The sequence below is a fragment of the Streptomyces sp. SID14515 genome, assembly GCF_010548505.1.
Lineage (GTDB): Bacteria > Actinomycetota > Actinomycetes > Streptomycetales > Streptomycetaceae > Streptomyces > Streptomyces caviscabies.
Genome location: NZ_JAAGMH010000054.1, coordinates 57364 through 77831, shown reverse-complemented (window position 1 = coordinate 77831; position 20468 = coordinate 57364). Strand labels below are relative to the sequence as shown.

Below are 20468 nucleotides of genomic sequence, written 5' to 3'. Positions count from 1 at the left end.
GCGTACGCCGTTGAGGTCCACGGAGCCGGAGTCGCGGCCACCGGACTCATGGGTGCCGTGCGGCTCGGCAGGGGCGGGCGCGGGGGCGGCCTGCGCCTGCTGGGCCGGGAACTGCGGCTGGGGCTGGGGCTGCTGCGCACCGTGCTCGGGCCCGGCGGGCTGTGCCACGGGCCGGCCCTGCGCGGGGGCCGGGGCGGCCTGCGGGTCGCTCCAGGCGCCCTGGGAGGTCGGCATCAGGAGAAGGTCGTCGTCCTCGGTGGTGTGCTCGGAGGGGTCGAGGAAGGTGTACGCGTCCGGGGCGGGGATGCCCGGCTGCTCCACCATGCCTGCGTTCTCCGGCAGTCCCTCGCCCGGGATCTGGCCGGTGTCAGTCATGCGTACCCCTCGCCCATCGTCAGTGCTCCTTCGGCCCTTCGCCCGGGACGCCGAACCACGGCACGCCGGTGCTCGTCATCAAGAACGAGCGGGCTCGCCGCGCGGCACGAAACGCCCGCGGGTCTTCCTATTCTCGCGGCCGTTCGCCGCCGCGACAGGCAGTTCTGCCACGGCTCACTGTGGACTGCGCCACGTTGCGCGTCCCCCGGGTGATGCCGTACCACAGTGCGGACCAAAACGGTCCACTTTTCCGGACATTGACGAACGAAGCGACGAACGGCCGGGCGCGGTACAACAATCGGCCAGCCTACCTCGCGTACCGGGCCGAACAGGTCAGGGGGCGAGGTCCGAACGCCGCGCGGACAGCAGGAACACGACCGACCTCTCGCGCTCGGTCCAGGCGGTGGTGTCCAGGTCGACGGACTGGAGCAGGGCGCACTCGACCGTGTAGCCGTTGCCGGTGAGCGCCCCGCCGAGGGCCTCGGCCTCGTCCCGGGTCGAGGCGTGGGTCACGATGCGTTCGGGGCGGCGGTCGGCGACCGCGGTGGCCACCGGCACTCCCCCGCCGCCGATCCGTACGACGTCCGGTTCGGGCAGTCGTTCCAGGACGTGCGGGGCGTGGCCGCGGACGACCTGGACGGGGACGCCGAAGGCGCGGGCGGCGGCCTCGGTGCGGGCGCAGGCGGCCGGGTCGGCGTCCACGGCGAGGACCGCCGCGCCGAACCGGGCCGCCTCGACGGCCAGGGCGCCGCTGCCGGAGCCGATGTCCCAGACCAGGTCGCCGGTGCGCGGGCCGAGGCGGGCGAGCTGGGCGGCGCGCAGGCCGGGGAACTCGCCCTCGCCGGACTCCTGCATCCGCTCGGCCCCGGCGGCCCGGTAGGCCTCGGCGGGCAGGGCCCAGCCCCGTATGCCCTGGGGGTAGGCGGGCAGGCGGCCGGCGATCCAGGCGCCTGCGGCGGTGGTCTCGGGGCCGCTGCCTATGACGATGACGACGTTGGGGTCGCGCCAGGCGTGGTCGGCGGCCTTGTCGGAGGTGAGGACGGTGACGCGCTCGCGGTCGGTGCCGAGCTCCTCGCAGATCACGAAGGTGCGGTGGACGCCGTCGAGGAGGAGGGCCAGTTCGGCGGGGCCCGCGCCCGGTGAGGTGAGGACGGCGACCTTGTGGTGGGCCCGGCAGACGTTGACCGCGCGGCGCAGGGTGCGAGGGTGGGCGACGACGATCTGGGCGTCGTCCCAGGGCATGCCGGCCCGGGCGAAGGCGGTGGCCACGGAGGAGACGGCGGGGACGACCTCGACCTCCAGGCCGTGCTCGCGGGCGCGCAGGGTGCGGACGACGCCGAAGAAGCCGGGGTCGCCGTCGGCGAGGACCACGGCGCTGCCGCGGTGTCCGGCGATCCTGCGGGCGGCCAGATCGACGCTGCCGAGGCGGATGCGTTCGGCGTTCGGGGGCACTTCCGGCAGGGCGAGGTGGTGGGCGGCGCCGGCGACGAGCGTGGCGGCCGAGAGCGCGGCCGTGGCCGCTCCGGGCAGTGGCGAGCCGTCCCAGCCGATCACCGTGACCCGGTCGGCCATCGTCGTCTGTCTCCTGGGGTGTCGGAGGGTGCGAGTTGTGCCCGTGCGGTACGGGGCGTTGCCCGTGCGCGCCGGGCAGGGGTGAGGGTATCCGGTCCGGACCTTTGGCTCTGCGGGGGGCCTCGGGGTTCTACTTCCAGTCGTTGTAGGTGCCGTAGCCGCCGGCGTCGGCGAGCTGTTCGGCGACGCCTTCGAGGTCCTCGGGGAGGAGTCCCCAGACGATCAGGTCGGTGCGGATGTCGGTCCAGCCGCCGTCGGTGCCGTTCTCGGTGCGGGTGCGGGCGATGCGGGCGTTGCGCAGGACGCCCTCGCTGATGCAGCCGAGCTTCTGGGCGACCTGCTGGGAGGCGGTGTTGTCGGCCGGGGTGCGCAGTTCGATGCGTTCGAAGCCCTGGTCGCGGAAGAGCCATTCGGCTATGGCGAGCACGGATTCGGTGGCGTACCCCTCGCCACGGGCCCAGGGGGCGGTGATGTAGCGGACCTCGGTGGCCAGGGTGCGCCAGTCGGTGTTGAGGAGGCGGACGCTGCCGACGAGCCGCTGGGTGAGGAATTCGGTGACGGCGAGGGCGATGCCCTGGCCCGAGGTGCGTTCGGCAGGAGCGATCCTGCGGACCCAGCGTTCGGCGTCGACCTGGGTGTACGGGTTCGGCCCGTCCATCCAGGCGGTGACCGTCTCGTCGTTCATCATCTCGATGTACGCGGGGATGTCGGCCATCTCGAAGGGGCGCATCACCAACCTGTCCGTGCTGATGGAGATGGACGGAAAGGTGGTAGTCATGCGCAGCTCCATGCCGAAGACCGGGTAAAAGCACAGCATGCAGCATCGGGTCCGCCTTGTGCATGGGCGGGTCGGCACGACGGAGCCCCGCACCTCCGGGGCGGGAGGTACGGGGCTTCGTCGGCAAGTGCCGGTCGGGCGTCAGGACTTGGCGGGTGCGCCGAAGGCCGGAACGATCGAGCCCTGGTAGGTGTCCTCGATGAACTTCTTGACCTCGTCGGAGTTGAGGAGCTTGGCGAGCTTCTCGACGCGCGGGTCGTTCTCGTTGCCGTCCTTGACCGCCAGGAAGTTGGCGTAAGGGTTGCCCTCGGCCTTCTCCAGGGCCAGGGAGTCCTTGGCCGGGGAGAGCTCGGCCTCCAGGGCGTAGTTGCCGTTGATGACGGCGGCGTCCACGTCGTTCAGGGCGCGGGGCACGGTGGCGGCCTCCAGCTCCTTGAACTCCAGGCCCTTCTTGTCGGTGATGTCGCTCAGCTTGGCGCTGGTGCCGACGCCGTCCTTGAGGGTGATCAGGCCGTTCTCGGCGAGCAGCTGGAGGGCGCGGCCGCCGTTGGTGGTGTCGTTGGGTACGGCGATGGTCTGGCCGGCCTTGATGTCCTTGAGGTCCTTGACCGTCTTGGAGTAGAGGCCGAGCGGCTCCAGGTGGACGTTGACCACGGGCACGATGGTGGTCTTCTGCTTCGCGTTGAAGTCGTCCAGGTAGGGCTTGTGCTGGAAGAAGTTGGCGTCGACCTGGCCGTTCTGGGTGGCGGTGTTCGGCAGGACGTAGTCCGTGAACTCCTTCACCTCCAGCTTGAGGCCTTCCTTCTCCGCCAGGTTCTTCTTGACGAAGTTCAGGATGTCGGCGTGCGGCGTCGGGGACGCGGCGACGACCAGGGCCTTGGAGGTGTCGGCGTTGGCGCCGGTCTCGCTCTTGGAGGCCGGGTCGGAGTCCGTACCGCAGGCGCTCAGGCCCAGGGCGAGGGCGGCGGCGGAAGCGACGGCAGCGGTGATCTTGATGTTCTTACGCACGAAAAGTGCCTCTTTCTTGTGGTGGTGGTGCGCCCGGACAAGGAGTTCGGGCTTGGTGGGGAGAGAAAGTCGGGGGGGGCGGCCTCAGGTGGCGGTGCGGCCGCGGCGGGCCAGCAGCCGGACGGTGAGGTCGCCGATCAGCTGGATCACGGTGACGATGACGATCAGCAGCGCGACGGTGATCAGCATGAACTGGTTGTCGAAGCGCTGGAATCCGTAGGTGACGGCCTTGGAGCCGAGCCCTTCGCCGCCGACCGCGCCGGCCATCGCGGAGTAGCCGATGAGCACGATGAGGGTGGTGGTGACGCCCGAGACGAGCGAGGGCAGGGCCTGCGGGAGGAGCACCTTGCGGACGATCGTGGGGATGGAGCCGCCCATCGACTGCACCGCTTCGACGAGTCCGTGGTCGACCTCGCGGATCGCCGTCTCGACGAGCCGGGCGAAGAACGGGATGGCGCCGACGGCGAGCGGCACGATCATCGCGGTGGGGCCGATGAAGGTGCCGACGACCCAGGTGGTGAAGGGGATCAGGGCGATCAGCAGGATGATGAACGGCAGCGAGCGGCCGATGTTCACGATCACGCCGATGACCTTGTTCACCACGGTGTTCTGGAGCAGTCCGCCCTTGTCGGTGAGGACCAGCAGAACGCCGAGCGGCAGTCCGCCGACGACGGTGACCAGCGCGGACCACAGCACCATGTAGAGGGTGTCGACGGTGCCCTGGGTCAGCAGGGGCTGCATTTCGGACCAGGTCACTTGACGACCTCCTTGGTGATCGCGGCGGGCGTCTGCTCCGGTACGACGGGGGCGGCGGGCGCCGCGGTCCCCGCAGGGCTCTTCGGGCCGGTCTCGTCCTCGACGACCTCGGCCTGGAGGCCCTGTTCGCGCAGGAAGCCGATGGGTACGACGTTCTCCTCGAAGCGGCCGGGCAGCTCGATGCGCATCCGGCCGATCTGCTTGCCGGCGACGGTGTCCATCGCGGCGCCGAGGATCGAGATGTCGATGTTGTACGTACGCGAGAGCTGCGAGATGACCGGCTGGGAGGCCGACTCGCCCTGGAAGGTGACGTCGACGACCGTGCGGTCCGGGCCGGAGGCGGTGCCGCCGACCGGGAACAGCTCGTGGGCCAGTTCGGAGCCGGGGGTGGCGAGGAGCTCGCCGACGGTTCCGGACTCGACGATCCGGCCGCGCTGCATGAGCGCCGCGGAGTCGCAGATGGTCTTGACGACGTCCATCTCGTGCGTGATGAGCAGGACGGTCAGGCCGAGCTGCTGGTTGAGGTCGCGCAGCAGCTGGAGGATGGAGCGGGTGGTCTCGGGGTCGAGCGCGGAGGTCGCCTCGTCCGAGAGCAGCACCTGGGGGTCGCCCGCCAGGGCGCGGGCTATGCCCACGCGCTGCTTCTGGCCGCCGGAGAGCTGACCGGGGTAGGCCTTCGCCTTGTCGGCGAGGCCGACCAGGTCGAGCAGTTCCTTGGCCTTGCGGGTGCGTGCCTGGCCGGAGGTGCCGAGGATCTCCAGCGGCAGCTCCACGTTGTCCAGCACGGTGCGGGAGTCCAGCAGGTTGAAGTGCTGGAAGACCATGCCGATGCGGGTGCGTGCCCGGCGCAGCTCGGCGCTCGCCCGCCGGCCGCGGCCGGCGAGGGCGGTGAGGTCCTGGCCGGCCACCGTCACGGTGCCGGAGGTGGGGCGTTCCAGGAGGTTGACGCAGCGGATGAGGGAGGACTTTCCGGCGCCGCTCTGTCCGATGACGCCGTACACCTCGCCTTCGCGGACATGCAGGTCGACGCCGTCGAGTGCGGTGACCTCACGGTCGCGCGACTGGTAGACCTTCGTGAGGCCCGTCGTGGTGATCACAGGGGTTTCCGTCACTGTCGAGTGCGCGGCGCGGTGTCCGCCGGGCACGGGGCATTCGTCTGAAGAGACTGTTCGGGCTGGTCGGCCGGGGGTCTCGGCATGGCTGTACGCGGCGGTCGGCCGGGGGGGCAGCAACATGCGCGGGCGCGCTCGTATCCGCGGGGTGCGGACGGCGCTGGCTCGGTCTCGCTTCGGGGCGCGAGGCTCAGGCGGGGGCCCTCAGAAGGCGCGCATTCGACACATACAACGAGCACCGGGCGTGCTGATCGCCTCGGTCGCAAGGGTGCGGCTGCTCGTCGTGGTCATAGGCCCAAGTAAAACAGACGTGAGGTCTCCGCGATCCCGGCTGTCCGGATAGCGGACAGTGCTGGATGGTCGGACGCCAGCCTTCCGGTTCCCCTGTCCGACCCCCGGAACACGTCCGTGACCTGCGATGACAGGAGTATTACGGGGGTACGTCCGGCGGCGTCCGGGCGGCCTGGGAGCGGAACTTCGGCCGCCGGTTGTGGTCAAGGCCACGGTCATCGCCGCCGGGGTCGTGGCCGCCTGTGTGGTGGCCGGGGCCGCACGCGGGCGGGCGTTCCGTCCGTAATACCCTCGACTCATGCTTGACGCCCTGACGGTCGCGGTCGCCGTGGCCGCGCTCGCCCTCGCCGCCTGGTGCGGACACGCCGCCTACCGGGACCAGCCGACGAAGGACTGGCATTTCATCGGGATGGCGGTCGTCTCCGTGCTGGCGCTGGCCCAGTTGGCGGTGGGCGTCGTACAGCTGGCGCGCGGGGAGCGGCCGGAGCAGGGGATGGCGGTGTTCATCGCCTATCTGATCGGTTCGTTCGCCGCCGTGCCCGCGGCCGGATTCCTGTCGTTGACCGAGCGGACCCGTTGGGGCTCGGTCACGGTGGCGGCGGGGGCGGTCGTGCTGGCGGTTCTGGAAGTCCGGCTCTATGACATCTGGGGAAACTGACGTGAGCGACACCGACCGCCCCGAGGTGGAGACGGCCCCGAAGCCGTCCTTCGAACTGGGCACCGGTCCCGGCCGGGTCCTGGTCTGGTTCTACGGGGTGTTCACGGTCGCGGCGGCCTCGCGCTCGATCGTCCAGATCATCATCGACTTCGACCGGGCGCCGCTGGCGTACCTGCTGTCGGCCGTCGCGGCCGTGGTGTACGGCTTCATCACGTACTCGCTGGTGCGCGGCGGGGAGAAGGCCCGCCGGGCGGCGCTGGTGTGCTGTGCCGCGGAGTTGCTGGGCGTGCTGGTCGTCGGCGCGTGGACGCTGGCCGAGCCGGCCGCCTTCCCGGACGCGACGGTGTGGTCGGACTTCGGGATGGGTTACCTCTTCATCCCGGTGATCCTGCCGGTCACCGGGATGATCTGGCTGCGCCGCGCGAAGACGGTGGCGGTCTGAGCGTCTGCCGCTCCGCCCCGCCGCGCGCGGCGCACGGTCAGGCGCTGGCCACGTAGTCCCGGTCGGCGGCGTCCTTCTCCAGCAGGACCATCCGTACGCCGTCGGCTCCGGTCACGGCCCCGACCTGGGCGTATCCGGCCCGCCGGTAGAGCCGCAGATTGCCCTCGCTGCGGTGGCCGCTGTGCAGCCGGAAGCGGGTCGCGGACCGCTCGGCGGAGAGCGCCGACTCGGCGGCCAGCAGCAGTCGGGCGCCGAGGCCGTGGCCCTGGAGCCGGGGGTGGACGCAGAGCTTGCCGATCAGACCGGTGCCGTCGGGGTCGGTGAATCCTCGCACCGCGCCCACGACTTCGTCCCCGAGCCGGGCCACGAACACCAGGTCGTCGGCGACTTCGGCGCGCAGCGACGCGAGGCTCTGGACGAGCGGATCGATCCGGTAGTTGTCGTACAGCTCCGCCTCGCGCTGGAAGCAGAGGTACTGAAGTCTGAATATCTGCTCGACGTCCTGTGCCGTCGCCGCCGAGATGGTCACGCTCATGCCCATGTGTGCACGCCTCCCGCTCACCTGTCCGCCGGTTGCCTACCGCTCCCTATCCCCGCACGGATGGAGCGACAACCTCCGCAGCCAGCATTCTGCGCAGACATCCAAGGCAACGGGAACGGATCGGGCCCAAGCTCCCCTGTGACATACCCAACTCCCCTGCGATTTCCCGGTAGGTCGGGTCGCTGGGGGCGAGCATCGCCTCCAGCAGCCGGGGGCAGTGTCCGGGCAGCCGGGCCATCGCGGAGCGCAGCGCCCGGCGTTCGGCGGCCCCGATCGCGGCGCGTTCCGGGCAGTCGGCCGGTCCGGCGGCGGGTTCCGTTCCGGCGTACGGGCGTTCCCGCCGGGCCGTGCGGCGGCCGCGGCGGGCTTCCGCCCGTACGGTGTCGCGCACCCAGCGGGCCGGGTCGGCGGGTGGTCCGGCCGCCGCGGGGCGCTCCAGCAGCCGCACCCAGACGCTCTGTTCGAGGTCGGCGGGATCGAGTCCGGCGGCCGGGGCCTCCGCCCTCGCCTCCGCGCGCACCAGGGGCTGTAAGGCGCGGACGACGAGGGCGGTGGCCGCGGCCGGGTCGAGGTCATGATCGAGGAGCGTCATGCCCCGGCGGACGTGCCGGTGGCGGCCGCCGGTTGCCCCTGGGGCGCGGCACCACCCGACCGGGGCATACGGGGGCGGGCGGCTGACGGCTCGCCTCGCGTACGGGGGGGCGAGCCGTCAGCCGCCCGTACGGGGTCAGCGCCCGGCGTGGTCCGCCGCCGCCAGCAGAGCCGTGTCCGGGTGGTCGGCGAAGATGCCGTCGATGCCGGTGGCGAGGTAGGCCGCGTAGGCGCCGAACACGTCCCCGTAGGCGTTGGGGTCGGTGCCGCGCCGGAAGTCGGCGGGCAGGAAGCTGTTCTCGTTGCGCATCGTGTACGGGTGCAGCAGCAGGCCCTTGGCGTGCGCGTCCCGTACCAGCGTGGTCGGGGTGGTGAGCCGTCCCGAGGCGTCCTTCGGGATGACCAGGTCGAGCGTGGGGCCGATGCCCTGCGCGAAGGAGGCCAGCCACTTCAGCCCGGCGGGCTTCACCAGGTCGGCCACCGTGCGCGGGTCGCCCGACTGGACGAAGTCCCAGGGGCGCTCCTTCGGGCCGGAGAGCAGGACGATGCGCGGGGTGTCGACGAGGCGCGCGAGGCGCTGGACGGAGCTCGGCTCGAAGGACTGGAGGATGAGCGGGGAGTTCTTCCGGTCCCGGCCGTACCGGCGCAGCAGCCGGGCGAGCGGCTCCTCCAGGCCGAGGCCGAGGCCCCGGAAGTAGGTGGGGTGCTTGGTCTCCACGTACAGCCAGACGGGCTTGGAGCGCTTGCGGCCCTCCTTCTCCGCCCAGCGCAGGACCTCCTCGAAGGTGGGGATCGTCCAGCGGCCGTCGTAGAGGGTGTTGTCCGGACGGTTGCCCGGGATGCGCTCCTTGGCCCGCAGGGTCTTGAGCTCGGCGAGGGTGAAGTCCTCGGTGAACCAGCCGGTGTAGGAGACGCCGTCGATGCTCTTGGTGGCCTTGCGGCCGGCGAACTCGGGGTGGTCGGCGACGTCGGTGGTGCCGGTGATGTCGTTCTCGTGACGGCAGACGAGGTGGCCGTCCTTGGTCGGCACGAGGTCCTGCTCGACGATGTGCGCGCCCAGGTCGAGGGCCAGCTGGTAGGAGCCGAGGGTGTGCTCGGGGCGGTAGCCGCTGGCCCCGCGGTGGCCGATCACCGTCGGCACGGGCAGATCGCGCAGCGATCCGTGGCCGCCGCCGTGACCGCGGCCCCGCTCGGCGGCCTGGGCGGCGGCGGGCAGGCCCAGCGCCGCCGTGCCGAGGACGGCGGCGCCCAGAAGGGTCCGCCGGCCGGGGGTCGTCCGCGCACGCTCCGTCATGAATGCTCCTCGCTTGGTGATGTCCGGGACCGGTCGAGCGAGGCCCGATCGTAGGCTGGGAGGCGTACGAAAGGACGGACCGTCGGCCAACATGGCGGAAACACACGTCAACACCGAGTATCCGCTTCGTGAACCCGATGTGCGATCAGCGCATACCCGCGAGTATCGTCCTCACCTGCACCGACCATCATCCGTCGGCACCGGCCACCGCCCGGTGGACCCCGATCCACCGCGGCCGGCCCGGCCACGACACCGGAGGAACCGTTGTCCCGTCTCACGGTCATCAAGGCAGTGCTCGGACCGATTCTGCGCCTGATGTTCCGCCCGCAGGTGGAAGGCGCCGAGAACATTCCCGGGACCGGGCCGGTGATCCTCGCGGGCAACCACCTCACGTTCATCGACTCGATGATCATGCCGATCTGCTGCGACCGGCCGGTGTTCTACATCGGCAAGGACGAATACGTCACCGGCAAGGGCCTCAAGGGCAGGCTGATGGCCTGGTTCTTCACCGGCTGCGGCATGATCCCGGTGGACCGGGACGGCGGCCGGGGCGGGGTCGCGGCGCTGATGACCGGGCGCCGGGTGCTGGAGGAGGGGCAGGCCTTCGCGATCTACCCCGAGGGCACCCGCTCCCCCGACGGCCGGCTCTACCGGGGCCGTACGGGCATCGCGCGGCTGACCCTGATGACGGGCGCGCCGGTGATCCCCTTCGCGATGATCGGCACCGACAAGCTCCAGCCGGGCGGCGCGGGTCTGCCCCGGCCGGGCAAGGTCACGGTGCGCTTCGGCGAGCCGATGGAGTTCTCCCGGTACGAGGGCATGGACCGCGACCGCTATGTGCTGCGGGCGGTGACCGACTCGGTGATGGCCGAGGTGATGCGGCTGTCCGGCCAGGAGTACGTGGACATGTACGCGACGAAGGCAAAGGCCGCCTGACCGCCTCACGACGAAGGGCCCGCACCCCCAAGCCGGGGTGCGGGCCCTTCGTCGTACGGCCTCCGGACGACGCCTACGGGTGCTCGACGCCGTCCTCCAGCTTCTGGCCCCGCAGCAGGAACCAGGCGGCGACGGCCGCCGCCAGCAGCACCGCCGCGCCGACGCCCGCGGCCGACCGCAGTCCGTCGACGAACGCCTCCTGGGCCGCCGAAACCAACGGCCCCGCCTGGGCTGCGGGCAGCGCCCCGGCGGCCTCGACCGCCCCACCCAGCGACTCGTGGGCGGCCGCCTCGACGTCGGCGGGGATGCCGGACGGGGTCGGGAAGCCCCGGTAGACACCGGTGACGATGGAGCCGAGCAGGGCGATGCCGAGGGCCGCGCCCAGTTCGTACGCGGTCTCGGAGACGGCGGACGCGGAGCCCGCCTGCTCCTTCGGGACGCTGGAGAGGATCACGTCGGCGGTGACGGTGAAGGCGAAGCCCGCGCCGACACCGACGACCAGCAGCATGGCGCCGAGCAGCGGATAGCCGGTGTGCTGGTCGAGCAAGGTCACACTGCCCAGGGCCAGACCGACCGCGGCGAGGCCGCCCGAGACGACGGAGCGGACCGTGAAGCGGCGGGCGGCGAATCCGGCCAGCAGACCGGCGGTCACCGCGCCGATCGCGGCGGGCAGTTCGGCGAGTCCGGCCTCCAGCGGGCCGCGGCCCTGCACCAGTTGCAGGAACTGGGAGAGGAAGAAGACCAGGCCCGACAGGCCGAGGATGGTCAGCAGGTCGGCGAGGACCGCACCGGAGAAGCCCCGGTGGTGGAAGAGCCGCATGTCCAGCAGGGGCGCGGGCAGCCGCAGTTGCCTGCGGACGAACCAGGTGAGCGCGGCGACGCCGAGCACGGCCGCCGCCCCGGACTCCCAGCTCGCCCCGTGCGAGGCCGTCTCCTTGATGGCGTACACCACACCGATCATGCCGACCAGCGAGAGCCCGACGCTGAGCATGTCCCAGGGGCCCGGGGCCGGGTTCTTGGACTCGGGGATCAGCTTGATGCCGACGACGACGAGGACGGCCATCACGGGCAGGTTGATGAGGAAGACCGAACCCCACCAGAAGTGTTCGAGCAGGAACCCGCCGACGACCGGGCCGACGGCCGCGCCCGCCGAGGCCATCGCGCCCCAGATCCCGATGGCGAGGCTGCGCTCGCGCGGGTCGTGGAAGAGGTTGCGGATCAGGGCGAGGGTGGACGGCATCAGGGTGGCGCCCGCGACACCGAGCAGCGCCCGGGCCACGATCATCATCTCGGGCGTGGTCGCGTACGCGTTGAGCACGGAGACCGCGCCGAACGCGACGGCGCCGACCAGCAGCAGCTTCTTGCGGCCGATGCGGTCGCCGAGGCTGCCCATCGAGACGAGCAGACCGGCGATGACGAAGGAGTAGACGTCACCGATCCAGAGCAGCTGGGTGCCGGTGGGTTCGAGGTCCTCGCTGAGGAACGGGGTGGCGAGACCGAGGACGGTCGCGTCCACCGCCACCAGCAGCACGGCGAGGACGAGGACGGCGAGCGCGATCCACCGCCCCGGGCGGCGTACCGCGTCCGTGGTGTCCGGGTTCCGGTCGATGCTGGTCATTGCTCCACGCTCCGGCGTGCTCCGCCGAGCAGCAACTCGACGATCATGTGTTGGAAATCCTGTGCGGCGACCCGTCCCGCCTGGACGGCCCAGGCGCCGGTGCCGATGAGCCCGTAGAGGGCCTCGGTCAGCCAGGCGGGGGTGAGGTCGATACGGAACTCGCCGCGCTCCTGGCCGCGGCGGAAGAAGGCGGAGACGCGGGCGTCGGCCCGGTTCCAGCCCTCGTTGACCTCGTCGCCCTCGAAGAGCTGGTTCTCGTTGACGAGGAAGGACAGCAGTCCGGCGCTGGGCTCGACGGCCGCGATGAGGCGGCGCAGCCCCTCCTCGGAGGTGTCCTCGTCGAGCCGGGCGGCGTCCAGGGCCGCCTCGAACTCCTGGATGCCGAGGTCTTCCAGGGCCTTCACCAGGGCGTCGCGCCCGGCGAAGTGGCGGTGGAGGGTGGCCCGGCCGATGCCCGCCGCCCTGGCGACCTCGTCCATGGTGGCGGTCGATTTGTGGGTCAGCAGGGCGGCGGCGCTGCGCAGCACCTGCTCACGGTCGAGAGTCATGAGACGACCATAACCCATGTGAGACATCTTCGTCTCATCGGAGGCATCGGAGGCGTCGGCGGATCCGATGGGGCGACGCGCGCGAGAAAGGTTCGGTGGGCAAATAAAAAAAGTGGCCGGAGGTAAAACCACTCCTTGCCACTCTTAATTTATAGCGCATGGGGGGCCTTGCGGCAAGGCCCCCCATATGCCGCAGAATCGTCCGCATTCGACGTCGACGAAGGCGGAACAGTGATGATCGACGTAATCGTCGTCGGCGGCGGGCCCACCGGCCTGATGCTCGCCGCTGAGCTGCGGCTGGCCGGAGTGCGCACGGTCGTGCTGGAGAAATTGGCGGAGCCGGGCCGGGAGTCGCGGGGGCGCGGACTGCATGTGCGCAGCGTCGAGGTGATGGACCAGCGCGGGCTGCTGGACCGATTCCTCGCGGTCAGTGAGAAATTCCAGGCGGGCGGCTTCTTCGGCGGAATTCGGAAACCGTGGCCGGACCGCCTGGACACCGCGCACCCGTACGGCCTCTCCACCCTGCAACCGGTGACCGAGCGGCTGCTCCGCGAACGCGCCGTCGAGCTGGGCGCCGAGATCCGGCGCGGCTGCGAGGTGGCGGGGCTGAGCGGATACGCCGACGGGGACACGGACGGCGACGAGGCCGGGGTGACCGTAGAGCTGACGGACGGCACCCGCCTGCGCTCGCGGTACGTCGTCGGATGCGACGGCGGCCGCAGCACGGTGCGCAGGCGGCTCGGCGTCGACTTCGCCGGGCAGCCCGCCACGGTCGAGACGCTGCTCGGCGACATGGAGCTGACCGAGGACCCGGCGACGGTCGCCGCCGTCGTCGAGGAGGTCCGCGGGACGCAGCTGCGGTTCGGCGTCGTCCCCAACGGCGACGGCACCTTCCGGGTGATCGTGCCCGCCGAAGGGGTGTCCGAGGACCGGAGGACGGCCCCGACGCTGGAGGAGTTCAGGCAGCGGCTGCGGGCCGTCGCGGGCACCGACTTCGGCGTCCACTCGCCCCGCCGGCTGTCCCGCTTCGGTGACGCCACCCGGCAGGCGGAGCGGTACCGGGTCGGCCGGGTCTTCCTGGCCGGCGACGCGGCGCACATCCACCCGCCGACCGGCGGGCAGGGCCTCAACCTCGGGGTGCAGGACGCGTTCAACCTCGGCTGGAAGCTGGCCGCGGCGGTCAACGGCTGGGCGCCGGAAGGGCTGTTGGACAGCTACCACGCCGAGCGGCACCCGGTGGGCGCACGCGTCCTGGACAACACCCGGGCGCAGATCACCCTGCTGGGCACCTCTCCGGGCGCGGTCGCGCTGCGGGAACTGTTCTCCCGGCTGATGGACTTCGATGAGGTCAACGCGTACCTGACCGGCATGGTCACCGCGGTCGACGTCCGCTACGACTTCGGCGAGGGCCATGACCTGCTCGGCCGGCGGCTGCGGGACCTGCCGCTGAAGCGCGGCCGTCTCTACGACCTGACGCACGAGGGCCGCGGGCTGCTGCTCGACGGCACCGGCCGGCTGTCCGTGGCCGGCTGGTCGGACCGGATCGACCATGTCGTCGACGTCGCCGAGGGCCTCGACGCCCCCGCCGTACTGCTGCGGCCGGACGGCCATGTCGCCTGGGCCGGCGAGGAGCAGGCCGAACTGCTCGGCGCTACGGCCCGGTGGTTCGGCGCACCCACCGCCTGACCAGGCGCCGCGCACGAGTGCCCCGCCCGACCGCACCCGCCCGGCCCGCACGAACTCGCCTCGCCCCGGGGGATCGCCGCCCCCTGTACGTACACACGCACCGCAGATCGGAACCGACGACGTGAAACCCCTGACCACCAGCGCGTTCGACCTCCCCGACCGGCTCTCCTCCAAGGCCGACCCGGCGCTGATCGCCGATGACGAGCAGCACTTCGCGGCCATCGCCCACTGTCTGGAACAGTCGATCGCCGAGCTGACCGACCGGCTCGCCGCCGAGCGCAGGGCGCCCGGCGGGGCGAGCCGGCAGGCGATGGACCGGGACGTGGAGATCCACCGGCTGACCGCCCGGCTGCGCGCCCTGCGCCGGTTCGGCCTGGATCTGTGCCTCGGGCACATGGTCGCCGCGGACGGCTCCGGGCCGCTGTACGTGGGCCGGCTCGGGCTGACCGACAGCACGGGCCGCCGCCTGCTGCTCGACTGGCGCTCCCCCGCGGCCGAGCCCTTCTTCGGGGCCACCCACGCCGACCCGATGGGCCTGGCGAGCCGCCGTCGCTACCGGTGGCACGGCGGCCGGATCAACGACTACTGGGACGAGGTGTTCGCCCCGGAGGGGTTCGCCGGGCATGCCGCGCTGGACGACCAGTCCGCGTTCATCGCCAGTCTCGGCGGCGACCGGTCGGCCCGGATGCGCGATGTGCTGGGCACCATCCAGGCCGACCAGGACGCCATCATCCGGGCCGGCTCCCGGGGCACGCTCGTCGTCGACGGCGGGCCCGGTACCGGGAAGACCGTCGTCGCGCTGCACCGCTCCGCCTATCTCCTGTACTCCGACCCGCGCCTGGGCCACCGTCGCGGCGGGGTCCTGTTCGTCGGGCCGCACGAGCCCTACCTCGGGTACGTATCCGATGTGCTGCCCAGCCTCGGGGAGGAGGGCGTGCAGACGTGCACCCTGCGGGACCTGGTCGCCGAGGGGGCCGGGGCGGTGGCCGAGACCGATCCGGAGGTGGCGCGCCTCAAGGCGTCGGCGGACCTCGTGAACGCGGTCGAGCCTGCCGTCCGGTTCTACGAGGAGCCGCCCGCCGAGGGCGTACGGGTGGAGACGCACTGGTCCGACATCTGGCTGAGCGCCGCCGACTGGGCCTCGGCGTTCGGTTCGGCGGACCCGGGCACCCCGCACAACGAGGCGCGCGACCAGATCTGGGAAGAGCTGCTCACGATCCTCGTGGACAAGCACGACGGCGACGCCCCGGAGGAAGCGCTGCGCGCCTCGCTGCGGCAGAACCGGGAGCTGTTCGCCCTCTTCGACCGGGCCTGGCCGCTGGTCGAGGCGGCCGATCTGGTCGGCGACCTCTGGTCCGTACCCGCGTACCTGCGCAAGTGCGCCCCCTGGCTGACCGCCGAGCAGGTCCGGCGGCTCCAGCGTCCGGACGCGCAGGCCTGGACGGAGTCGGACCTGCCGGTCCTGGACGCGGCCCGGCAGCGGCTCGGCGACCCGGAGGCGTCCCGGCGCAGGCGGCGCCACGAGGCGGCGGCCGCCGCCGAACGCGAGCGGATGGACGACGTCGTCGACAGCCTCCTCGCCGACGAGACGCTGATCGACGCCGACGCGGACGGCGAGGGTGCGCTGGCGATGCTGCGCGGGGCGGATCTGCGGGAGTCGCTGGCCACCGCCGACCGGCCGAGCGGGGTGGAGCCCGACCTGCTGGCCGGGCCCTTCGCGCACATCGTCGTGGACGAGGCCCAGGAACTGACCGACGCCCAGTGGCAGATGCTGCTCCAGCGGTGTCCGTCCCGGAGCTTCACCGTCGTCGGGGACCGGGCGCAGGCCCGGCACGGGTTCCCCGAGTCGTGGCGGGAGCGGCTGGAGCGGGTCGGGCTCGACCGGATCACCCTGGCCTCGCTGACCGTCAACTACCGGACGCCGGAGGAGATCATGGCGGAGGCCGAGCCGGTCGTCCGGGCCGTGCTCCCCGACGCCAATGTGCCGGTCTCGGTCCGCAGCAGCGGCATTCCCGTCACCCACGGGTCCGTCGCCGACCTGGACAGGGTCCTCGACGGCTGGCTGGCCGCGCACGACGACGGGATCGCCTGTGTCATCGGCGATCCGGCGTTCCGGGCGACGCCCCGCGTGCGGTCGCTGACCCCGGAGCTGTCGAAGGGCCTGGAGTTCGACCTGGTCGTCCTCGTCGGCCCGGAGCGGTTCGGGGCCGGCGTCGAGGGGGCGGTGGACCGCTATGTCGCGATGACCCGGGCGACCCGGGAGCTCGTCGTCCTGACGAGCTCCTGAGGGCCGGCCGGGCGGACTTTCAGTGCCAGGGCAGGCCGGCGCGGTGCCGCCAGTAGGCCTCCGGCTCCTCGACCAGGGCGTCGAGGCGGGCCCGCTGCTCGTCGTCCAGGTCGACGACAGCGGCGTGCAGATTGCCGGAGAGCTGGGCAGCCGTGGCGGCGCCGGAGAGCACGACGCCCGCCCAGGGCTGGTGCAGGACCAGGGCGAGGGCGACCGCGTCGCCGCCCACGCCCGCGCCGGCGGCGATCTCCTGGAACACGGCGGGGGCCTCCTCCCCGGCGAGGCGCCCGTTGGCCATGCCCTCCTTGACGATCACGGTGAGCCCGGCGTCGTGGGCCTCGGCGAGCGCGGGCGCGGCCGAGGTCTCCAGGGCGTTGTAGGTGGCCTGGACCGTACGGAAGAGGGGTTCGCCGTCGACCGTGACGGCGAGGGCGGCCCGGATCGCCTCGGCCTGGGCGGGCCCGCTGGTGGAGAGGCCGACGGTGACGCCGTCGGCGGCCAGGGCGGCGAGGCGGTCGAGCAGTTCCTTGTCGGTGAGCGCCGGGCTGTCCGGGGTGACCGAGTGGACCTGGTAGAGGCTGAGCCGGTCGCCGAGGAGGGCCCGGGTCTCGGCGTACTGGCGCTCGAAGGTGGCGAGCGAGTGGTCCTTGACCTCGTGTTCCTCGGCCTCGACGTCCCAGTCGGCGGTGTAGGTGTAGCCCCACTTGGAGCCGACGACGAGGTCGGTGAAGGAGGGCCGGGCGTCCAGCCACTCGGCGAGGAACTCCTCGGCGCGGCCGTAGGAGCGGGCGGTGTCGACGTACCGGACGCCCTGGGCGTAGGCGGCGTCCAGCAGCTCGTGGGTGCGGGCGCGCAGGGCCTCGACGTCCCGGTCGGCGGGCAGGTCGCGGTCTCGGTGGAGATTGATGTAGCCGGGCCTCCCGACGGCGGCCAGGCCCAGTCCGATGTGGGCGGTCGGGGTCGTCGCGGCGGCCAGGGCGGCGAAGGGCATCGCGGTCTCCTCGGGTCGGGTTTCGGATACTCCTACCCCGGTGAACGTAATCCGCGACACCCTTCCCGCACCTGCGACGACACCGTACGTACGCCACGCGGTACGGCACGCACCTCACGCGGTGCTTCACGTACGCGACGCGGTACGCCACGTACGCGACGCGGTACGCCACGTACGTGAGCGGTACGGCTACCGGCGGGCGGTCGCCCAGGCGTGCTGGGCGGCCAGGTCCTCCTTCACCTCGGCGAGCTGGACGGCGACGGCGGAGGGCGCCGTTCCGCCCCGGCCGTCGCGGGAGGCGAGGGCGCCCCGCACGTTGAGGACGGTGCGGACCTCGGGGGTGAGGTGCTCGGAGATCTTGGCGAACTGCTCGTCGGTGAGCTGGTCGAGCTCGATGCCGTGCTGCTCGCACTCCTTGACGCAGGCGCCGGCCACCTCGTGCGCCACCCGGAAGGGCACACCCTGCTTGACCAGCCATTCCGCGATGTCGGTCGCGAGCGAGAAGCCCGCCGGGGCCAGCTCCTCCATGCGCTCGCGGTTGACGGTGAGGGTCGCCATCATGCCGGTGAAGGCGGGCAGCAGGACCTCCAGCTGGTCGCAGGAGTCGAAGACGGGCTCCTTGTCCTCCTGGAGGTCCCGGTTGTACGCCAGCGGGAGCGCCTTCAGCGTGGCGAGGAGGCCGGTCAGATTGCCGATGAGACGGCCGGACTTGCCCCGGGCCAGCTCCGCGATGTCGGGGTTCTTCTTCTGCGGCATGATCGAGGAGCCGGTGGAGAAGGCGTCGTGGAGGGTGACGAAGGAGAACTCCTTCGTGTTCCAGATGATGACCTCCTCCGCGATCCGGGAGAGGTTCACGCCGATCATCGCGGTGATGAAGGCGAACTCCGCGACGAAGTCCCGCGAGGCGGTGCCGTCGATGGAGTTGGCGACCGACCCGTGCTCGAAGCCCAGGTCGGCGGCGACCGCCTCCGGGTCCAGCCCGAGCGAGGACCCGGCGAGCGCCCCGGATCCGTACGGCGAGACGGCCGTGCGCTCGTCCCACTGGCGCAGCCGCTCGGCGTCCCGGGAGAGGGACTGGACGTGGGCGAGCACATGGTGGGCGAAGAGGACGGGCTGGGCGTGCTGGAGGTGGGTCCGGCCCGGCATCGCGACGTCCGCGTTGGCCTCGGCGAGGCCGACCAGCGCGCTCTGGAGGTCGGCGATCAGGCCGCCGACGATCCGGGCGTGGTCGCGCAGGTACATCCGGAAGAGCGTGGCGATCTGGTCGTTCCGCGACCGGCCGGCCCGCAGCTTGCCGCCGAGGTCCGCGCCGAGCCGTTCGAGGAGTCCGCGCTCCAGGGCGGTGTGGACGTCCTCGTCGGCGATCGTGCCGGTGAAGGAGCCGTCGGCGACGTCGGCTTCGAGCTGGTCGAGCCCGGCGAGCATCCGGGTCAGCTCGTCCTCGGTGAGCAGGCCCGCCTTGTGGAGGACGCGTGCGTGGGCGCGGGAGCCGGCGATGTCGTACGGCGCGAGCCGCCAGTCGAAGTGGACGGACGCCGACAGCTTGGCCAGCGCCTCGGCCGGTCCGTCGGCGAAACGCGCGCCCCAGAGCCGGACGTCACCGTTGTTGCTGCTCACTGCGTGCTCCTCAAAAAGCGAAAGCAAAGGCCGAGGCCAAGGCGTAGGCCCGGATGCGGATATGCGGCCGCCTCCCCGCCGCGTGACGACGGGGAGGCGGCTGTACAACGAGAGGGGGTCAGGCGAGGTCGCGCTTGGCGGCGATCTTCGAGGAAAGGCCGAAGATCTCGATGAAGCCCTGCGCCTTGGACTGGTCGAAGGTGTCGCCCGAGTCGTAGGTGGCGAGGTTGAAGTCGTACAGCGACTCCTCGGACTTCCGGCCGGTGACGACGGCGCGGCCGCCGTGCAGGGTCATCCGGATGTCGCCGGTGACGTGCTGGTTGGCCTCGTTGATGAAGCCGTCGAGCGCCCGCTTGAGCGGGGAGAACCACAGGCCGTCGTAGACCATCTCGCCCCAGCGCTGCTCGACCTGCCGCTTGTAGCGGGCCAGTTCGCGCTCGACGGTGACGTTCTCCAGCTCCTGGTGGGCGGTGATCAGCGCGATCGCGCCGGGCGCCTCGTACACCTCGCGGGACTTGATGCCCACGAGCCGGTCCTCGACCATGTCGATCCGGCCGATGCCCTGGGCGCCGGCCCGCTCGTTGAGCTGCTGGATCGCCTGGAGGACGGTGACGGGACGGCCGTCGATGGCGACGGGCACGCCCTCCTTGAAGGAGATGACGACCTCGTCGGCCTCGCGCGGGGTGGCGGGGTTCTCGGTGTACTCGTAGATGTCCTCGATCGGACCGTTCCAGATGTCCTCCAGGAAGCCCGTCTCGACGGCGCGCCCGAAGACGTTCTGGTCGATGGAGTACGGGGACTTCTTGGTGGTCGCGATCGGGAGGTTCTTCTCCTCGCAGAAGGCGATCGCCTTGTCCCGGGTCATCGCGTAGTCGCGGACCGGGGCGATGCACTTCAGGTCGGAGCCGAGCGCGGAGATGCCGGCCTCGAAGCGGACCTGGTCGTTGCCCTTGCCGGTGCAGCCGTGGGCGACGATCCCGGCGTTGTGCTTGTGGGCGGCGGCGACGAGGTGCTTGACGATGGTCGGCCGGGAGAGGGCCGAGACCAGCGGGTAGCGGTCCATGTAGAGGGCGTTGGCCTTGATCGCCGGGAGGCAGTACTCCTCGGCGAACTCGTCCTTGGCGTCCGCGACCTCGGCTTCGACGGCACCGCAGGCGAGCGCGCGCTTGCGGATGACGTCCAGGTCCTCGCCGCCCTGGCCGACGTCCACGGCAACGGCGATGACCTCGGCGCCCGTCTCCTCGGCGATCCAGCCGATGGCGACGGAGGTGTCCAGGCCGCCCGAGTAGGCGAGTACGACGCGCTCGGTCACGGGTTTCTCCTTACGGTGCAATCACTGATGGGTATAACTATGCAGTCCTCCGTAT

Annotated in this window: 18 protein-coding genes and 1 pseudogene; 5 read left to right on the top strand and 14 right to left on the bottom strand. The window is 71.6% G+C overall.

All coding sequences use genetic code 11. The features are described 5' to 3' along the window. The 6 genes and pseudogenes from G3I54_RS38925 to G3I54_RS10620 form a co-directional block, all read right to left on the bottom strand. Nucleotides 1-375 (bottom strand): annotated as a pseudogene (locus G3I54_RS38925) (5,6-dimethylbenzimidazole synthase); the annotation flags it as partial. Between the two features lie 333 nt (nucleotides 376-708). Then, entirely contained in the window at nucleotides 709-1947 is a 1239-nt protein-coding gene (gene cbiE, locus G3I54_RS10640) for a precorrin-6y C5,15-methyltransferase (decarboxylating) subunit CbiE (RefSeq protein WP_164613420.1), read from the bottom strand. A 130-nt stretch (nucleotides 1948-2077) separates the two neighbouring features. Continuing rightward, nucleotides 2078-2764, bottom strand: a complete 687-nt coding sequence (locus G3I54_RS10635; RefSeq protein WP_164613418.1) for a GNAT family N-acetyltransferase — start codon at nucleotides 2762-2764, stop codon at nucleotides 2078-2080. Between the two features lie 102 nt (nucleotides 2765-2866). Then, complete coding sequence (locus G3I54_RS10630) at nucleotides 2867-3733, bottom strand: MetQ/NlpA family ABC transporter substrate-binding protein (RefSeq protein ID WP_164613416.1); 867 nt, start codon at nucleotides 3731-3733, stop codon at nucleotides 2867-2869. A gap of 84 nt (nucleotides 3734-3817) precedes the next feature. After that, nucleotides 3818-4489 carry a methionine ABC transporter permease gene (locus G3I54_RS10625; protein WP_164613414.1) on the bottom strand — a complete coding sequence of 224 codons (672 nt, stop codon included), beginning with the start codon at nucleotides 4487-4489 and terminating at the stop codon, nucleotides 3818-3820. Next, entirely contained in the window at nucleotides 4486-5586 is a 1101-nt protein-coding gene (locus G3I54_RS10620; RefSeq protein WP_164613412.1) for an ATP-binding cassette domain-containing protein, read from the bottom strand. Before G3I54_RS10620 ends, G3I54_RS10625 begins: the two co-directional genes overlap by 4 nt. A gap of 604 nt (nucleotides 5587-6190) precedes the next feature. Between G3I54_RS10620 and G3I54_RS10615 the strand changes: the two genes are divergently transcribed. Together G3I54_RS10615 and G3I54_RS10610 are read left to right on the top strand one after the other, a co-directional pair. Further along, nucleotides 6191-6550: a hypothetical protein gene (locus G3I54_RS10615; RefSeq protein ID WP_164613410.1), complete on the top strand. Its 360-nt coding sequence runs from the start codon at nucleotides 6191-6193 to the stop codon at nucleotides 6548-6550. 1 nt (nucleotide 6551) lies between these two features. Further along, the gene (locus tag G3I54_RS10610; RefSeq protein WP_164613408.1) at nucleotides 6552-6992 is read left to right on the top strand and encodes a hypothetical protein; all 441 of its coding nucleotides are present in this window, start codon (nucleotides 6552-6554) and stop codon (nucleotides 6990-6992) included. A gap of 37 nt (nucleotides 6993-7029) precedes the next feature. Here G3I54_RS10610 and G3I54_RS10605 read toward each other — a convergent pair whose 3' ends face one another. From G3I54_RS10605 to G3I54_RS10595, 3 genes are all read right to left on the bottom strand, one after another. After that, nucleotides 7030-7533: a GNAT family N-acetyltransferase gene (locus G3I54_RS10605; RefSeq protein WP_164613406.1), complete on the bottom strand. Its 504-nt coding sequence runs from the start codon at nucleotides 7531-7533 to the stop codon at nucleotides 7030-7032. Nucleotides 7534-7579: 46 nt separating this feature from the next. Beyond that, nucleotides 7580-8125, bottom strand: a complete 546-nt coding sequence (locus G3I54_RS10600; protein ID WP_164613404.1) for a sigma-70 family RNA polymerase sigma factor — start codon at nucleotides 8123-8125, stop codon at nucleotides 7580-7582. Nucleotides 8126-8260: 135 nt separating this feature from the next. After that, nucleotides 8261-9418 (bottom strand): glycerophosphodiester phosphodiesterase, encoded by a 1158-nt coding sequence (locus G3I54_RS10595; RefSeq protein ID WP_164613402.1) that lies wholly within the window; start codon nucleotides 9416-9418, stop codon nucleotides 8261-8263. 264 nt (nucleotides 9419-9682) lie between these two features. Between G3I54_RS10595 and G3I54_RS10590 the strand changes: the two genes are divergently transcribed. Then, entirely contained in the window at nucleotides 9683-10354 is a 672-nt protein-coding gene (locus tag G3I54_RS10590) for a lysophospholipid acyltransferase family protein (protein ID WP_073806017.1), read from the top strand. A 73-nt stretch (nucleotides 10355-10427) separates the two neighbouring features. Here the strand turns inward: G3I54_RS10590 and G3I54_RS10585 are convergent, their stop codons facing one another. Further along, nucleotides 10428-11972: an MFS transporter gene (locus tag G3I54_RS10585; protein ID WP_164613400.1), complete on the bottom strand. Its 1545-nt coding sequence runs from the start codon at nucleotides 11970-11972 to the stop codon at nucleotides 10428-10430. Continuing rightward, nucleotides 11969-12520 carry a TetR/AcrR family transcriptional regulator gene (locus tag G3I54_RS10580; protein WP_164613398.1) on the bottom strand — a complete coding sequence of 184 codons (552 nt, stop codon included), beginning with the start codon at nucleotides 12518-12520 and terminating at the stop codon, nucleotides 11969-11971. Before G3I54_RS10580 ends, G3I54_RS10585 begins: the two co-directional genes overlap by 4 nt. Before the next feature lie 234 nt (nucleotides 12521-12754). On the opposite strand from G3I54_RS10580, the gene rox reads away from it, so the two are divergent. Beyond that, on the top strand, nucleotides 12755-14206 hold the full coding sequence (gene rox / locus G3I54_RS10575; protein ID WP_164613396.1) for a rifampin monooxygenase: 1452 nt from the start codon (nucleotides 12755-12757) through the stop codon (nucleotides 14204-14206). Between the two features lie 121 nt (nucleotides 14207-14327). Further along, on the top strand, nucleotides 14328-16493 hold the full coding sequence (gene helR / locus G3I54_RS10570; protein WP_164613394.1) for an RNA polymerase recycling motor ATPase HelR: 2166 nt from the start codon (nucleotides 14328-14330) through the stop codon (nucleotides 16491-16493). A 19-nt stretch (nucleotides 16494-16512) separates the two neighbouring features. Here the strand turns inward: helR and G3I54_RS10565 are convergent, their stop codons facing one another. The 3 genes from G3I54_RS10565 to G3I54_RS10555 all read right to left on the bottom strand — a co-directional run bounded on the left by G3I54_RS10565 (nucleotide 16513) and on the right by G3I54_RS10555 (nucleotide 20413). After that, nucleotides 16513-17484 (bottom strand): aldo/keto reductase, encoded by a 972-nt coding sequence (locus G3I54_RS10565; RefSeq protein WP_164613392.1) that lies wholly within the window; start codon nucleotides 17482-17484, stop codon nucleotides 16513-16515. 189 nt (nucleotides 17485-17673) lie between these two features. Continuing rightward, nucleotides 17674-19101, bottom strand: a complete 1428-nt coding sequence (gene argH / locus G3I54_RS10560; RefSeq protein ID WP_164613391.1) for an argininosuccinate lyase — start codon at nucleotides 19099-19101, stop codon at nucleotides 17674-17676. A gap of 118 nt (nucleotides 19102-19219) precedes the next feature. Then, nucleotides 19220-20413 (bottom strand): argininosuccinate synthase, encoded by a 1194-nt coding sequence (locus tag G3I54_RS10555; protein WP_164613389.1) that lies wholly within the window; start codon nucleotides 20411-20413, stop codon nucleotides 19220-19222. Between the last annotated feature and the right edge of the window lie 55 nt (nucleotides 20414-20468).

Bases quoted from the DNA above. Each gene is read 5' to 3' on its own strand.
- G3I54_RS10580 (WP_164613398.1), bottom strand. From the start codon at position 12,520: ATGACTCTCGACCGTGAGCAGGTGCTGCGCAGCGCCGCCGCCCTGCTG.
- G3I54_RS10600 (WP_164613404.1), bottom strand. From the start codon at position 8,125: ATGACGCTCCTCGATCATGACCTCGACCCGGCCGCGGCCACCGCCCTC.
- G3I54_RS10565 (WP_164613392.1), bottom strand. From the start codon at position 17,484: ATGCCCTTCGCCGCCCTGGCCGCCGCGACGACCCCGACCGCCCACATC.
- G3I54_RS10585 (WP_164613400.1), bottom strand. From the start codon at position 11,972: ATGACCAGCATCGACCGGAACCCGGACACCACGGACGCGGTACGCCGC.
- G3I54_RS10635 (WP_164613418.1), bottom strand. From the start codon at position 2,764: ATGCTGTGCTTTTACCCGGTCTTCGGCATGGAGCTGCGCATGACTACC.
- rox (WP_164613396.1), top strand. From the start codon at position 12,755: ATGATCGACGTAATCGTCGTCGGCGGCGGGCCCACCGGCCTGATGCTC.
- G3I54_RS10615 (WP_164613410.1), top strand. From the start codon at position 6,191: ATGCTTGACGCCCTGACGGTCGCGGTCGCCGTGGCCGCGCTCGCCCTC.
- G3I54_RS10605 (WP_164613406.1), bottom strand. From the start codon at position 7,533: ATGGGCATGAGCGTGACCATCTCGGCGGCGACGGCACAGGACGTCGAG.
- G3I54_RS10595 (WP_164613402.1), bottom strand. From the start codon at position 9,418: ATGACGGAGCGTGCGCGGACGACCCCCGGCCGGCGGACCCTTCTGGGC.
- cbiE (WP_164613420.1), bottom strand. From the start codon at position 1,947: ATGGCCGACCGGGTCACGGTGATCGGCTGGGACGGCTCGCCACTGCCC.